Origin of the sequence: Scandinavium sp. UTDF21-P1B, assembly GCF_040750395.1 — a bacterium.
Classification (GTDB): Bacteria; Pseudomonadota; Gammaproteobacteria; order Enterobacterales; family Enterobacteriaceae; genus Scandinavium.
The window spans coordinates 213,675-226,686 of the sequence record NZ_JBFLVD010000015.1 but is presented as its reverse complement, the minus strand read 5'-3'; the positions used below and the strand labels follow the sequence as shown (position 1 = coordinate 226,686).

The window sequence follows — 13,012 nt, the reverse complement described above, 5'->3', positions numbered from 1 at the left end:
GCCCACGCGGGTTACTTTTTCTTCTCACCCAACGTCGGCGTCTCATCGAAGAAGTTCCACGGCTTCAGCAGCGCGTGAACCCATTCGGTCGGCATAATTGGCCACTCTTCGGCGCGGGCGACGTGCGTTGTGCCGGTGGTTATCCACACCACATCGTCCTGATTATCCAGCGACTCGTTATCCTTGCTGTACTGGCCAAGGCCTGTGTCGTGGATCGAACGGTTCGGGTATTTGCCTTCCGGATAGCGTTCATCCGCCTTGTAGCGCGTCACCCACAGTTGCTTATCCATAAAGCTCAGACGGTGATAAATCCACTCGTCCGGGGCAAATTTCGCGCCGGTCGCCACCGGGTGCGTGCCGCCTGCATACGGGATAATCTGGTAAGAAACCGGGTTCCCCATGCGGTTCTCTTTGCTGGTGTTGCTCAGCAGACGAATGGTGCCCGGGTCGAACTTCTGCGCCGCCTCCTGTTCGGTGCCGATGTCGTGCTGATCAATCTGCATCGTACTGGTGCGCGGGCCGCCCGCGGTGTTTGGCTTCACGTCAGGATCCATCGCCACCAGCTTGTTGTTTTCACCATCCACGTCCAGATCGAGACGGAAGTTATAGATGTGCTGGTGCGTGGTGCCAACAATATTGTGGTCGATAAGCGTGCCGTATCTGGTGTCGTCTTTCGCGCTCGGATCGTGCATGGTTTTTGCCAGCACGCCTTTCACTGCTTCAATCCCCGTCGCGCCCGCATCAATGCCAATCACGCCGTTGTCATGGAATACCCAGTCGAAGATATAATCGTAGTTGCCGACGGTGCTGATCCAGCGCACAACCAGCTCGCGGCGCTCGGTGCTGACGTTCGGCTGGCCCATTTCCTGATGCTTATACTCCGGCCCGGCGTAGCGTTCGAATACGGCGATGGCGTGCGGGATATCCATCGGCTTCCCGCTGTAATCGGCGATGGTTTCATCCAGCAGGACGGCGTTCGTCGGCGCATCTTTGCCGCGGGCGATGGAGGAGGTCAGGGTGCCCATCCCGTAGTCGCCGGAATCCAGATAGGCCTTGAAGTACCAGCCCACGTCCGGATCGCCGTACGGTACGATCATGCCGCCGAGTGAGCCTTCATACATCACTTTACGTCTGGTGCCGTTGTCGTTGTACGTCACCGTCGACAGAATCGGCCCGACGCGGGAATCCAGGCGCACGTGGAAATCCCAGTTTTGCCAGTGGATCATGTCACCGGTGATGGTGTAGTTTTTGCCTTCCGGCTCAATGATATCCAGCGGTTTTATCTTCGGCGCCACGCGGTCACGACCGTCGTACGGGCGCGGGGTCATCGGCACCGGGATCACCGGGCCTTCTTCAATCTTGATGATTTTCTTCTGTTCTAAATCCACCACTGCCACCAGGTTCTCAATCGGGTGAGCCCAGTAGTTGCCGTCGCCGGTGTCGAGATAGCTCACCACCTTCAGCAGGCGAGCTTCCTGCTTCAGGCCGTCCTTGCCGTCAAAATAGCCAACGGTCAGCGGCGTGGTGACCACTTTAGTCGTGTCCGTTATGCCATGCTTCTTCAGCACATCGGCAAATTCTTTACTGGCGTTAATCACGTTTTGTACGGTGGCGAAATCGTCCAGCAGTACCATGCCGTGGGCGTCTTTAACTGGCTCCCAGTGCAGGACTTTTTTGCTTTGCAGATCGACCTGGCTCTCAATAATGTGTTTACCGTCGAGCATGGTGACGTTCGCCAGCCGCGGCTCGTCAACGGCTTTGTCGTGCAGCACGAAGTCCCAGACTTTGTTTTTCTCAGGCTCGGCCAGCGCAATCTGAGTGAAGCGGGTGTTGGGCTTGTAGTCCGGCGAGGCTTTAACAATCTCCACCGCTTCCTTGATTTCCTTAGCGGTCAGCGCATTCAGCGGATGTGGCTTTTTCTCGACCTGGAAAGTCTGATCCAGCCCGGACTGGAACACATCGTTGATGAACGTATCTGAAATCCAGGCTTTCTTATCCTTCATTACCACCGGCACCTGAAGCGTCAGAGTTTTGCCGTTGACGATGGCCGTTTTGGCCCCTGGCTTGACCTTCACGTACGCGCCGTCTTTGGCGATGGTGAACATCCGGGCGTAATCATCCCACTGCACGTCGGCGCCGAAATCCTGCAGCGTTTTGTCCATCGGGAGCATATGGGCTTCGCCGCCGTGGGCGAAGACGGGTGTTTGCCAACTGCACATCAGGGCAACGGCCATAGCCAGCGCCGTTTTGCGGGCGGAAATCGTCATCGTTAGCCTCGTCTTATTATCAGTATATTGGTGTTGTGTTGAGTTGCGACATGCTCACCCTAGCAGCGGGCAGGTGCACGGTGTTTGTCTGCACCTGCCAGCCGTTTTGTCAGATTTGCCAGGTTGGTGAATTTGAGGGGGATGCTATGCAGGCCGGGCAAACAACGTGCCACCCGGCAACGATGTGGATGATTGCCGGGTAGCGCGCGTTATCCGTTAGAAATCGCCGTGCTGACGCGCGACCAGCGTCAGAATGGAGTAGAGCGCCACGGGCTGATGGTGCTGGTTAAACACCTCAACGGCCCATTCCACCACGCCGGTTGCCTTGTCTTCGGCAGTTTTCTGGCGTTTAACGGTTTTGCGCTTCACGGTCAGCCGCACCTGCAGCGTGTCGCCGGGTTTTACCGGTTCGATAAAGCGCAGGTTCTCCATACCGTAGTTAGCGATCACCGGGCCGACGCCCGCATCCACAAACAGGCCCGCTGCGGCAGAAATCACAAAGTAGCCGTGCACAACGCGCTCACCGAACATGGATTCCGCTGCGCCGATTTTGTCCATGTGAGCGTAGAAGTGATCGCCGCTCAGGCAGGCGAAGTTGACGATGTCCGCTTCGGTCATCGTGCGACGGGCAGTCAGCAGGCTGTCGCCCGGCTGCAGCTCTTCGAAGTATTTGCGGAACGGGTGAACGCGGTCTTCCTGCACCTTTGCGCCGCGCACCCACTGTTTACCGATGCTGGCGAGCATCGTTGGGCTCCCCTGAACGGCGGTACGCTGCAGGTAATGTTTCACTGCACGCAGACCACCCAGCTCTTCACCACCGCCCGCGCGACCGGGGCCACCGTGCAACAGCTGTGGTAACGGAGAACCGTGCCCGGTGGACTCTTTCGACGACTCTTCATTGAGGATCTGAATACGGCCGTGCGCACGCGCTGCGCCCAGAATAAACTCGCGGGCGATATCGCCGTCGGCGGTCACCAGCGTGCCTGCAAGGCTGCCTTGTCCGGCACGCGCCAGCGCCAGGCTCTGCTCGCGGGTCTGATACGGCATCAGCGTCGCCACCGGGCCAAACGCCTCAATGGCGTGAACGGCAGGGCTTTCCTCCGGCTGCGGGCAGAACAGCAGCGTTGGCGGGAAGAACGCGCCCGCGGCATGCAGATCGGCCTTGCCGCCGAGGCGAATTTCACAGCCTGCTGCCACTAACGCATCCACTTTTTGCTGTACGTCGGCACGCTGTTCAGCATTCACCAGTGAACCCATTTTCACGCCTTCCACCTCCGGATCGCCGACTTTCACGCCCTGCAAACGGGCAATCAGCGCTTCGCTTACCGCTTCAGTCTGCGACTGCGGCACGATAATACGGCGAATGGCGGTACATTTCTGACCCGCCTTGGCGGTCATCTCGCGCACCACTTCGCGGATAAACAGTGCAAACTCCGGCTGCTCCGGCGTGACGTCTTCGCCCAGCACACAGCAGTTCAGGGAGTCTGCTTCCATGGTGAACGGAATCGAGTTTTTGACGATGTTCGGGTGAATGCGCAGCGACTGTCCGGTTTGCGCTGAGCCGGTAAAGGTCACCACGTCCTGGAAATCCAGCTGGTCCAGAAGATCGCCCGCACCGCCGCAAATCAGGCTGATGGCGCCGTCCGGCACCAGGCCGCTGTCGACGATGGCTTTTACCATTGCCTGGGTGACCTGCGCGCTGGCGGTGGCCGGTTTGATGATGGCGGGCATTCCGGCAAGCCAGGTGGGGGCCAGTTTTTCCAGCATCCCCCAGCAGGGGAAGTTAAAGGCGTTGATATGAACGGCCACGCCGGATTTTGCCGTCAGCACGTGACGGGCCGCGAAGCCGCCGTTTTTTGATAAGGGAATCAGCTCATCTTCCGGCCACAAAACGTCGTCCGGCAGCTCGCGTGCGCCGAGGCCCGCGTAGGTAAACAGGGTGCCGATCCCGCCTTCGATATCCACCCAGCTATCGGCGCGGGTTGCGCCGGTCTGTGCGGAGAGGGCATAGAACACCTCTTTCTGCTCCAGCAAATGTTTCGCCACCGCTTTTAGCATCGCGGCGCGTTCCACAAAGGTCATTTTGCCGAGCGCATTGCCGCCATGTTCGATGGCATAGCGGCGCGCCTGTGCCATATCCAGACCTTCGCTGGTAACGGAAAACAGCGCTTCGCCCGTAATGGCGTGGTGAATGGCGCGTTCGCGGCCCCGGCCAGACTGCCAGCTGCCGGATAAGAAACTGGTTAACTGCTGCATCTTGCTTCTCCGTAAAATGTTACGTCATATCGCTATACATAGTTTTATGATGAATCATAAAAATCAATCCTGAATTTAATAATTTATTAACAGTGCGATCTTTGTCTATGATCGGTGTTTTGTTAAGTTATTGTTATTTATGTGGTGTGTGATTTACTCTGCGATGGTGCTCACAGAATGCACAAAGCGTTCTTGGGGTTTTAGTTAACCATTATGTAACTTCCCATAAACGATATGATTCGCATTAATGCTAAATGTGAATCAAATGGGAATCATAAAGGTGACAATGTGACTGAAGAACAACGCTTTGAAGCGAAGATCGCCGAAGAGACGGCCATCGAGCCGCAGGACTGGATGCCCGAGGCGTACCGTAAAACGCTGATCCGCCAGATTGGTCAGCACGCCCACTCCGAAATTGTCGGCATGCTGCCGGAAGGCAACTGGATCACCCGCGCACCCAGCCTGCGCCGCAAAGCGATCCTGCTCGCTAAAGTGCAGGACGAAGCGGGGCACGGCCTCTATCTCTACAGCGCCGCTGAAACCCTCGGCTGCGCCCGCGAAGACATCTACCAGAAGATGCTAGATGGCCGCATGAAGTACTCCTCCATTTTTAACTACCCGACGCTGAGCTGGGCCGACATCGGCGTGATCGGCTGGCTGGTGGACGGCGCAGCCATCGTGAACCAGGTGGCGCTGTGTCGCACTTCCTACGGTCCGTATGCCCGCGCGATGGTGAAAATCTGTAAGGAAGAGAGCTTCCATCAGCGCCAGGGCTTTGAGGCCTGCATGGCGCTGGCGAACGGCAGCCAGGAACAGCGTGCCATGTTGCAGGACGCCATCAACCGCTTCTGGTGGCCTGCGCTGATGATGTTTGGGCCGAATGACGACAGTTCACCGAACAGCGCCCAGAGCCTGGCCTGGAAGATCAAGCGTTTTGGTAACGACGAACTGCGCCAGCGCTTTGTCGACAACACCGTTCCGCAGGTGGAAATGCTCGGCATGACCGTGCCGGATAAAGATCTGACGCAGGATGAAACCACCGGTCAGTATCGCTTTGGCGAGATCGACTGGCAGGAATTTAACGAAGTGATTAACGGGCGTGGCGTGTGCAACCACGAGCGTCTGGCCGCCAAGCGTAAAGCCTGGGAAGAGGGCGCCTGGGTGCGGGAAGCCGCGCTGGCGCATGCCAAAAAACAGCAGGCCCGCAACGCGGCATAAGGAGAAAAATAATGAGCAATGTCTACTGGCCTTTATATGAAGTGTTCGTTCGCAGCAAACAGGGATTATCCCACCGTCACGTGGGCAGCCTGCACGCCGCCGACGATCGCATGGCGCTGGAAAACGCCCGTGATGCTTACACCCGCCGCAGCGAAGGCTGCTCCATCTGGGTGGTGAAGGCGAGCGAGATCGTGGCCTCGCAGCCGGAAGATCGCGGTGAGTTCTTCGATCCGGCGGAGAGCAAAATCTACCGTCACCCGACGTTCTACACCCTGCCTGACGGCATCGAGCATATGTGAGGCGGGGCATGATGAATCACGATCCTGTATCCACCTACGCGCTGCGTCTCGGTGACAACTGCCTGGTGCTGGCCCAGCGTCTTTCTGCCTGGTGCGGCCATGCGCCGGAGCTGGAAATCGATCTGGCCCTCGCTAACATCGGTCTCGATCTGCTGGGTCAGTCACGCAATTTCCTCAGCTATGCCGCCGAACGTCAGGGCAATGGCGACGAAGACACATTGGCCTTCAATCGCGATGAGCGCCAGTTCCTCAATGTGCTGCTGGTGGAGCAGCCGAACGGCAACTTTGCCGACACGCTGGCCCGCCAGCTGTTTATGGATGCCTGGCACGTGGCGCTGTTCAGCCGACTGGTCGCCAGCAAAGACGCGCAAATAGCCGCCATCGCAGCCAAAGCCATCAAAGAAGCCCGCTATCACCTGCGCTTCAGCCGTGGCTGGGTTGAGCGTCTGGGCGGTGGTACTGAACTCTCCGCCCGGCGTATGCAGGCGGCCATCGACAACCTGTGGCGCTTTACCGCTGAACTGTTCCAGGCCGATGAGCTGGAGCTCGACCTGGTGGCTCAGGGCATCGCCGTTGATCCGCGCGAACTGCGTGATGAGTGGCAGGCGGAAATCACCAGCGCCCTGAACGCAGCTGAACTGATCGTGCCTGGCGAACAGGCTTATCGCACCGGCGGCAAGCAGGGTCTGCATACCGAACACCTCGGGCCGATGCTGGCAGAGATGCAGTATCTGCAGCGTTCGTATCCCGGTCAGCAGTGGTAAGGAGGAACTATGCAACGTCTTGCGGAAATTGCGTCAGCGGAAGTGCACCAGGTCTGGACGCTGCTGAGTCAGATCGCTGACCCGGAAGTGCCGGTGCTGACCATCACCGATTTAGGGATGGTGCGCAGCGTTGCGCAGCAGGGTGAAGGCTGGATAGTGGGCTTCACGCCGACCTATTCAGGCTGCCCGGCGACGGAACACCTGCTCGCTGAGATTCGCTCGGTGATGACCGCCCACGGCTTCACGCCGGTGCACATCGTGCTGCAACTTGATCCGCCGTGGACCACCGACTGGATGACGCCGGACGCCCGCGAGCGCCTGCGCCAGTACGGCATCAGCCCGCCGCAGGCCCACGCCTGTCATGCAGAAATGCCGAAAGACGTTGCCTGTCCGCGCTGCGGCAGCACCCACACCACGATGATCTCTGAATTCGGTTCCACGGCCTGTAAAGCGCTTTATCGCTGCGACAGCTGCCGGGAACCCTTTGATTACTTTAAATGTATCTGAGGTTGCCATGACGACGTTTCATTCGCTGACGGTGGCAAAAGTTGAACCGCAAACCCGCGATGCGGTGACCATCACTTTTGCGGTGCCGGAAGCTTTGCAGAGCGCCTACGCATTCCGTCCGGGCCAGCACCTGACCCTGAAAACACAGCTGGCGGGCGAAGAGCTGCGCCGCTGTTATTCCATCTGCCGCCGCGCCGTACCCGGTGAAATCAGCGTGGCGGTGAAGGCTATCGAAGGCGGGCGCTTCTCCCGCTATGCCCGTGACGAAATCAAAGCGGGCATGGCGCTGGAAGTGATGATCCCGCAGGGCAATTTTGGCTATCAGGCCCAACCGGAGCGCAACGGTCACTATCTGGCTATTGCCGCAGGTTCAGGTATTACGCCGATGCTGGCCATCGCCGAAACCACCTTACAGACCGAGCCGCAAAGCCAGTTCACGGTGATTTACGGTAACCGCAGCAGCCAGAGCATGATGTTCCGCCAGCTGCTGGCCGACCTGAAAGACAAATACCCGACGCGCCTGCAGCTGGTTTGTATTTTCAGCCAGGAAACGCTCGACAGCGCCTTACTGCACGGTCGTATCGACGGCGAAAAGCTGTACGCGCTGTCAAAAACGCTGCTCAACTTCAGCCAGTTTGACGAGGCCTTTATCTGTGGTCCGGCGGCAATGATGGACGACGCCGAAGCCGCGCTGGTTGAACTTGGTATGCCTGCGAAAGCGATTCACCTTGAGCGCTTTAACACGCCGGGCAGCGCCGTTCGCCATGCCTCCAGCGTGCAGGCTGACGGCCAGACGGTCACGATTCGCCAGGACGGACGCGACCGCGCGATCGTCCTTTCCGGCGAAGACGAAAGCATTCTCGACGCGGCGCTGCGCCAGGGCGCGGATCTGCCATATGCCTGCAAAGGCGGCGTCTGTGCGACCTGTAAATGTAAAGTGCTGCGCGGGGAAGTGTCGATGGCGACCAACTACAGCCTTGAACCGGACGAACTGGCGGCGGGCTATGTGCTGAGCTGCCAGGCGCTGCCGGTGACTGCCGACGTGATTGTCGATTTCGACGCCAAGGGGATGGCATGAGCGAATTAGTGAAAAGCCTGCATGAACGCGTACTGCTGCTGACGCTCAACCGTCCGCAGGCGCGTAATGCCCTGAATAATGCGCTGTTAACGCAGATTGCCGATGCGCTGGACGCTGCGCAGCAGGATAGTTCCATTGGCGCGGTGGTCATCACCGGCAACGAGCGGTGTTTCGCGGCGGGAGCAGATTTACAGGAAATGGCGGAAAAAGATCTGGCCGCCACGCTCAGCGATATTCGTCCACGGATCTGGGCACGTATTGATGCGTTCACCAAACCGCTGATTGCCGCAGTGAACGGCTACGCGCTGGGCGCGGGCTGCGAAATGGCCCTGCTGTGCGACGTGGTGGTGGCAGGCGACAACGCTTCGTTCGGCCTGCCGGAAATTACCCTCGGCATCATGCCGGGCGCAGGTGGTACGCAGCGGCTGATTCGCGCCGTCGGTAAATCGCTGGCGACGCAGATGGTGCTGACAGGCAAAGCCATTAATGCACAGCGCGCGCAGCAGGCCGGGCTGGTCAGTGAAGTACACCCGGCCGAATTAACCACGGAATACGCGCTGACGCTTGCCGCACAGATGGCGAAGCACTCCCCACTGGCGCTGCAGGCCGCGAAGCAGGCGCTGCGTCAGTCCCAGGAAGTGAGCCTCCGCGCCGGGCTGGCTCAGGAGCGCCAGCTGTTCACGCTGCTCAGCGCCACCGACGATCGCCGTGAAGGCATTGCCGCTTTTCTTGCCAAACGCCAACCCGACTTCAAAGGACGCTAATCATGGATGCTTTTATTCTCAGCCACGTTGAGCACGGTGTGATGACCCTGACCCTCAACCGTCCGGACAGGCTGAACAGCTTTAACGACGTTATGCACAAGCAGCTTGCAGAGTGCCTGACCCAGGCCGAACGCGACGACTCCATCCGCTGTTTGCTGATTACCGGCGCCGGGCGCGGCTTTTGCGCCGGGCAGGATCTGAACGATCGCAACGTCGACCCGAACGGCCCGGCTCCGGATCTGGGTTACTCCGTGGAAACTTTCTACAACCCGCTGGTAAAGCGCCTGGCAAAGCTACCTAAACCCATCATTTGTGCGGTAAACGGCGTGGCGGCGGGCGCGGGGGCCACGTTAGCGCTCGGCTGCGATATCGTGATTGCTGCGCGCTCAGCGAATTTCGTGATGGCCTTCAGCAAGCTCGGTCTCATTCCTGACTGCGGCGGTACGTGGCTGCTGCCACGCGTGGCGGGGCGTGCTCGTGCAATGGCGCTGGCGCTGCTGGGCGATAAACTGAGCGCCGAACAGGCTCAGCAATGGGGCATGATCTGGCAGGTGGTGGAAGACGCACAGTTGAGCGATACCGCCGGGCAGCTGGCGCGCCATCTGGCGACGCAGCCAACCTACGGCCTGGGTCTGATCAAGCAGGCGATTAACGCTGCCGAAACCAACTCGCTGGAAGCGCAGCTCGATCTCGAGCGCGACTACCAGCGCATGGCCGGGCGCAGTGCCGATTACCGTGAAGGCGTCAGCGCCTTTATGAATAAACGTCAGCCACAGTTCAGCGGGAAATGATCATGAGCCAGAACATCAGAACCGTGGCGGTGATTGGCAGCGGCACCATGGGCGCAGGCATTGCCGAAGTGGCGGCCATGGCGGGCCAGCAGGTGCTGCTGCATGACATCTCTGCCGAAGCCATGACCCGCGCGATTGCCGCGCTGCGCAGTCGTCTCGAAGCCCGTGTGGCAAAGGGCAAACTGAGCAAAGATGCCTGCGAACGCGGCCTGTCGCGGATTGCGCCAGTGACCGATATCGCCGCGCTTGCCGTTGCGGATTTAGTGATTGAAGCCGCGGCGGAAAACCTCGACATCAAAAAAGCCTTATTCGGCCAGCTCGGCGAAATTTGCCCGCCGCAAACGCTGCTGACCAGCAACACCTCTTCCATTTCCATCACCGCCATTGCATCAGGCGTGAAGCATCCGGAGCGCGTGGCGGGGCTGCATTTTTTCAACCCGGCCCCGGTCATGAAGTTAGTGGAAGTGGTGAGCGGCGTAGCGACCTCAGAAGAAGTGGTCACGCAACTGAGCCAGTGCGTACTGGCATGGGGTAAACAACCAGTACATTGTCAGTCCACGCCTGGGTTTATCGTCAACCGTGTGGCGCGGCCTTACTACGCCGAAGCCTGGCGTGCCCTGGAAGAACAGGTGGCAGCGCCGGAGGCGATTGATACCGCGCTGCGTGAAGCGGGTGGCTTCCCGATGGGCCCGCTGGCGTTGACCGATTTGATCGGCCAGGACGTTAACTTTGCGGTGACCTGTTCGGTGTTTAACGCCTTCTGGCAGGAGCGACGTTTCCTGCCGTCGCTGGTCCAGCAGGAGCTGGTGCTGGCGGGGCGCTTCGGCAAGAAATCCGGGCAGGGCATGTATACCTGGCCCCAGGGCGCCGCTGAAGTGGCGTATTACCCGACGGTGCCCGCGCATCGTCAGGCGGTAAATGCGCAAAAGGATCGTGACGTTGTCACGCTTGATGACGTGCTCCTGCTGGAAACCCGCGGCGAAACCGCTCAGGCCGCCGCGACGCGGTTGCATCGCCCTGTCGTAGTGATGGATCGCAGCGAAAGTGACGTGGCGGTGATTGCCGCTGCCGCCAGCAACCGCCTTGAAGAGACAGAGAAAGCGATTTACTGGCTCCAGCAGCAGGGCAAAAAAGTGCTGTTGATTGCCGACTACCCCGGCCTGCTGGTGTGGCGCACCGTGGCGATGCTGGTCAACGAGGCGCTGGATGCCCTGCAAAAAGGTGTCGCCAGCGAAGCGGATATCAACATCGCTATGCGTCTGGGCGTGAACTACCCGCGCGGGCCGCTGCAATGGGGCGAACTGCTTGGCTGGCAGCGTGTGCTTGAGCTGCTCGAAAACCTGCAACGCCACTACGGCGAAGAGCGCTATCGCCCTTGTTCCCTGCTGCGCCAGCGCGCGCTTCTGGAGAGTAGCTATGAGTCATAACGACGCCTGGCACAACGCCCGGGTGATGTACGAGAAAGATTCCTGCGCGCAGGCGCTGGGCATCGACATCATTGAGATGGATGAAGGGTTTGCGGTGCTGACGATGATCGTCACGCCGCAAATGCTTAACGGCCACCAGACCTGCCACGGCGGGCAGCTGTTTTCACTGGCGGATACGGCGTTTGCCTACGCCTGCAACAGCCAGGGGCTGGCGGCGGTGGCCTCGGCCTGCAATATCGACTTTCTGCGTCCGGGGTTTGCCGGGGACAAGCTCACCGCCACCGCGAGGGTGAAGCATCAGGGCAAGCTGACCGGCGTGTATGACATTGAGATCGTTAACCAACAACAAAAGACTGTCGCCCTGTTTCGCGGAAAATCTCACCGCATCGGCGGCGGTATAACAGGAGAGGCCTGATGCGTGACGCATTTATCTGTGACGGTGTTCGAACCCCGGTGGGGCGCTATGGTGGCGGTCTTTCAGGCGTGCGCGCCGATGATTTAGGTGCCGTGTCGCTGCGCGCGCTGCTGGAGCGAAATCCGCAGCTCGACGCGGAGCTTATCGATGATGTGATTTTCGGCTGCGCCAACCAGGCCGGGGAAGACAACCGTAACGTGGCACGCATGGCGTCGCTGCTGGCTGGTCTGCCGCAGACGGTGTCCGGCACCACCATCAACCGCCTGTGCGGTTCTGGTCTTGACGCAATCGGTTTTGCGGCCCGCGCCATTCGCTCTGGCGATGCCGATCTGCTGATTGCGGGTGGAGTAGAATCCATGTCCCGTGCACCGTTTGTGATGGGCAAGGCCACCGCGCCGTTCCAGCGTCAGGCGGAGATGTTCGACACCACCATCGGCTGGCGTTTTGTGAATCCGCTCATGCAGCAGCAATTTGGTACTGACAGCATGCCGGAAACGGCAGAGAATGTAGCCGAATTGTTAAAAATAAGCCGCGCCGATCAGGATGCCTTCGCGCTTCGTAGCCAGCAGCGCACGGCGGCAGCCCAGCAAAAGGGGATTCTGGCGCAGGAAATCGTGCCCGTCAGCGTGAAGGGCAAGAAGGGCGCGGTTACCGAAGTGACGCAGGATGAACATCCTCGTGCGGAAACCACGCTTGAGCAGCTTGCTTCGCTGAAAGCCCCATTCCGCGCGAACGGCGTGATCACTGCGGGTAATGCTTCCGGCGTCAACGACGGTGCCGCCGCGCTGATCATTGCCAGTGCTGAAATGGCGAAACAGCAAGGCTTAACGCCGCGTGCCCGCATTGTGGCAATGGCGACAGCGGGGGTTGAACCGCGCCTGATGGGCCTCGGCCCGGTGCCTGCCACCCGCAAAGTGCTGGAGCGTGCGGGCCTGAGCATTACCGACATGGACGTCATCGAGCTGAATGAGGCGTTTGCCGCTCAGGCGCTCGGCGTACTGCGGCAACTGGGGCTGCCGGACGATGCCCCGCATGTTAACCCGAACGGTGGCGCCATCGCCTTAGGCCATCCGTTGGGGATGAGCGGTGCCCGGCTGGCGCTGGCCGCCAGCAATGAACTGCACCGTCGCGGCGGGCGTTACGCCCTCTGCACGATGTGTATCGGTGTGGGTCAGGGCATTGCCATGATCCTGGAGCGCGTGTGAGCTGATTAACCTGCGAGTACC

The 13,012-nt window shown here is 59.7% G+C and carries 12 protein-coding genes; 10 read left to right on the top strand and 2 right to left on the bottom strand.

Annotated features, from left to right (window positions below; all coding sequences use genetic code 11):
- Positions 1-11: 11 nt before the first annotated feature.
- On the bottom strand, positions 12-2,267 hold the full coding sequence (gene tynA / locus AB1287_RS13280; RefSeq protein WP_435618066.1) for a primary-amine oxidase: 2,256 nt from the start codon (positions 2,265-2,267) through the stop codon (positions 12-14).
- Between the two features lie 216 nt (positions 2,268-2,483).
- The gene (gene paaZ / locus AB1287_RS13275; protein WP_435618065.1) at positions 2,484-4,523 is read right to left on the bottom strand and encodes a phenylacetic acid degradation bifunctional protein PaaZ; all 2,040 of its coding nucleotides are present in this window, start codon (positions 4,521-4,523) and stop codon (positions 2,484-2,486) included.
- Between the two features lie 288 nt (positions 4,524-4,811).
- Between paaZ and paaA the strand changes: the two genes are divergently transcribed.
- The 10 genes from paaA to pcaF are packed head-to-tail and all read left to right on the top strand — an operon-like array spanning position 4,812 to position 12,991.
- Positions 4,812-5,741 (top strand): 1,2-phenylacetyl-CoA epoxidase subunit PaaA, encoded by a 930-nt coding sequence (paaA, locus tag AB1287_RS13270; RefSeq protein WP_435618064.1) that lies wholly within the window; start codon positions 4,812-4,814, stop codon positions 5,739-5,741.
- 11 nt (positions 5,742-5,752) lie between these two features.
- Positions 5,753-6,040 (top strand): 1,2-phenylacetyl-CoA epoxidase subunit PaaB, encoded by a 288-nt coding sequence (paaB, locus tag AB1287_RS13265; protein WP_435618063.1) that lies wholly within the window; start codon positions 5,753-5,755, stop codon positions 6,038-6,040.
- Between the two features lie 8 nt (positions 6,041-6,048).
- Positions 6,049-6,804 (top strand): 1,2-phenylacetyl-CoA epoxidase subunit PaaC, encoded by a 756-nt coding sequence (paaC, locus tag AB1287_RS13260; RefSeq protein WP_312626749.1) that lies wholly within the window; start codon positions 6,049-6,051, stop codon positions 6,802-6,804.
- 9 nt (positions 6,805-6,813) lie between these two features.
- Positions 6,814-7,311, top strand: coding sequence for a 1,2-phenylacetyl-CoA epoxidase subunit PaaD (gene paaD, locus AB1287_RS13255; protein ID WP_312626750.1), 498 nt, complete (start codon positions 6,814-6,816; stop codon positions 7,309-7,311).
- Positions 7,312-7,318: 7 nt separating this feature from the next.
- On the top strand, positions 7,319-8,389 hold the full coding sequence (gene paaE, locus AB1287_RS13250; protein ID WP_435618062.1) for a 1,2-phenylacetyl-CoA epoxidase subunit PaaE: 1,071 nt from the start codon (positions 7,319-7,321) through the stop codon (positions 8,387-8,389).
- Positions 8,386-9,153, top strand: coding sequence for a 2,3-dehydroadipyl-CoA hydratase PaaF (gene paaF / locus AB1287_RS13245; protein ID WP_435618061.1), 768 nt, complete (start codon positions 8,386-8,388; stop codon positions 9,151-9,153). The genes paaE and paaF overlap by 4 nt, the downstream gene beginning before the upstream one ends.
- A gap of 2 nt (positions 9,154-9,155) precedes the next feature.
- Positions 9,156-9,944 (top strand): 2-(1,2-epoxy-1,2-dihydrophenyl)acetyl-CoA isomerase PaaG, encoded by a 789-nt coding sequence (gene paaG / locus AB1287_RS13240; protein ID WP_312626754.1) that lies wholly within the window; start codon positions 9,156-9,158, stop codon positions 9,942-9,944.
- Positions 9,945-9,946: 2 nt separating this feature from the next.
- On the top strand, positions 9,947-11,371 hold the full coding sequence (locus AB1287_RS13235) for a 3-hydroxyacyl-CoA dehydrogenase (protein WP_435618060.1): 1,425 nt from the start codon (positions 9,947-9,949) through the stop codon (positions 11,369-11,371).
- Complete coding sequence (gene paaI, locus AB1287_RS13230) at positions 11,361-11,786, top strand: hydroxyphenylacetyl-CoA thioesterase PaaI (protein WP_435618059.1); 426 nt, start codon at positions 11,361-11,363, stop codon at positions 11,784-11,786. The genes AB1287_RS13235 and paaI overlap by 11 nt, the downstream gene beginning before the upstream one ends.
- On the top strand, positions 11,786-12,991 hold the full coding sequence (gene pcaF, locus AB1287_RS13225; RefSeq protein WP_435618058.1) for a 3-oxoadipyl-CoA thiolase: 1,206 nt from the start codon (positions 11,786-11,788) through the stop codon (positions 12,989-12,991). Before paaI ends, pcaF begins: the two co-directional genes overlap by 1 nt.
- Positions 12,992-13,012 lie beyond the last annotated feature (21 nt).

Coding starts and splice junctions, on each gene's coding strand:
- tynA (WP_435618066.1), bottom strand. CDS start 2,267: ATGACGATTTCCGCCCGCAAAACGGCGCTGGCTATGGCCGTTGCCCTG.
- paaZ (WP_435618065.1), bottom strand. CDS start 4,523: ATGCAGCAGTTAACCAGTTTCTTATCCGGCAGCTGGCAGTCTGGCCGG.
- paaB (WP_435618063.1), top strand. CDS start 5,753: ATGAGCAATGTCTACTGGCCTTTATATGAAGTGTTCGTTCGCAGCAAA.
- paaC (WP_312626749.1), top strand. CDS start 6,049: ATGATGAATCACGATCCTGTATCCACCTACGCGCTGCGTCTCGGTGAC.
- paaD (WP_312626750.1), top strand. CDS start 6,814: ATGCAACGTCTTGCGGAAATTGCGTCAGCGGAAGTGCACCAGGTCTGG.
- paaE (WP_435618062.1), top strand. CDS start 7,319: ATGACGACGTTTCATTCGCTGACGGTGGCAAAAGTTGAACCGCAAACC.
- paaF (WP_435618061.1), top strand. CDS start 8,386: ATGAGCGAATTAGTGAAAAGCCTGCATGAACGCGTACTGCTGCTGACG.
- paaG (WP_312626754.1), top strand. CDS start 9,156: ATGGATGCTTTTATTCTCAGCCACGTTGAGCACGGTGTGATGACCCTG.
- AB1287_RS13235 (WP_435618060.1), top strand. CDS start 9,947: ATGAGCCAGAACATCAGAACCGTGGCGGTGATTGGCAGCGGCACCATG.
- paaI (WP_435618059.1), top strand. CDS start 11,361: ATGAGTCATAACGACGCCTGGCACAACGCCCGGGTGATGTACGAGAAA.
- pcaF (WP_435618058.1), top strand. CDS start 11,786: ATGCGTGACGCATTTATCTGTGACGGTGTTCGAACCCCGGTGGGGCGC.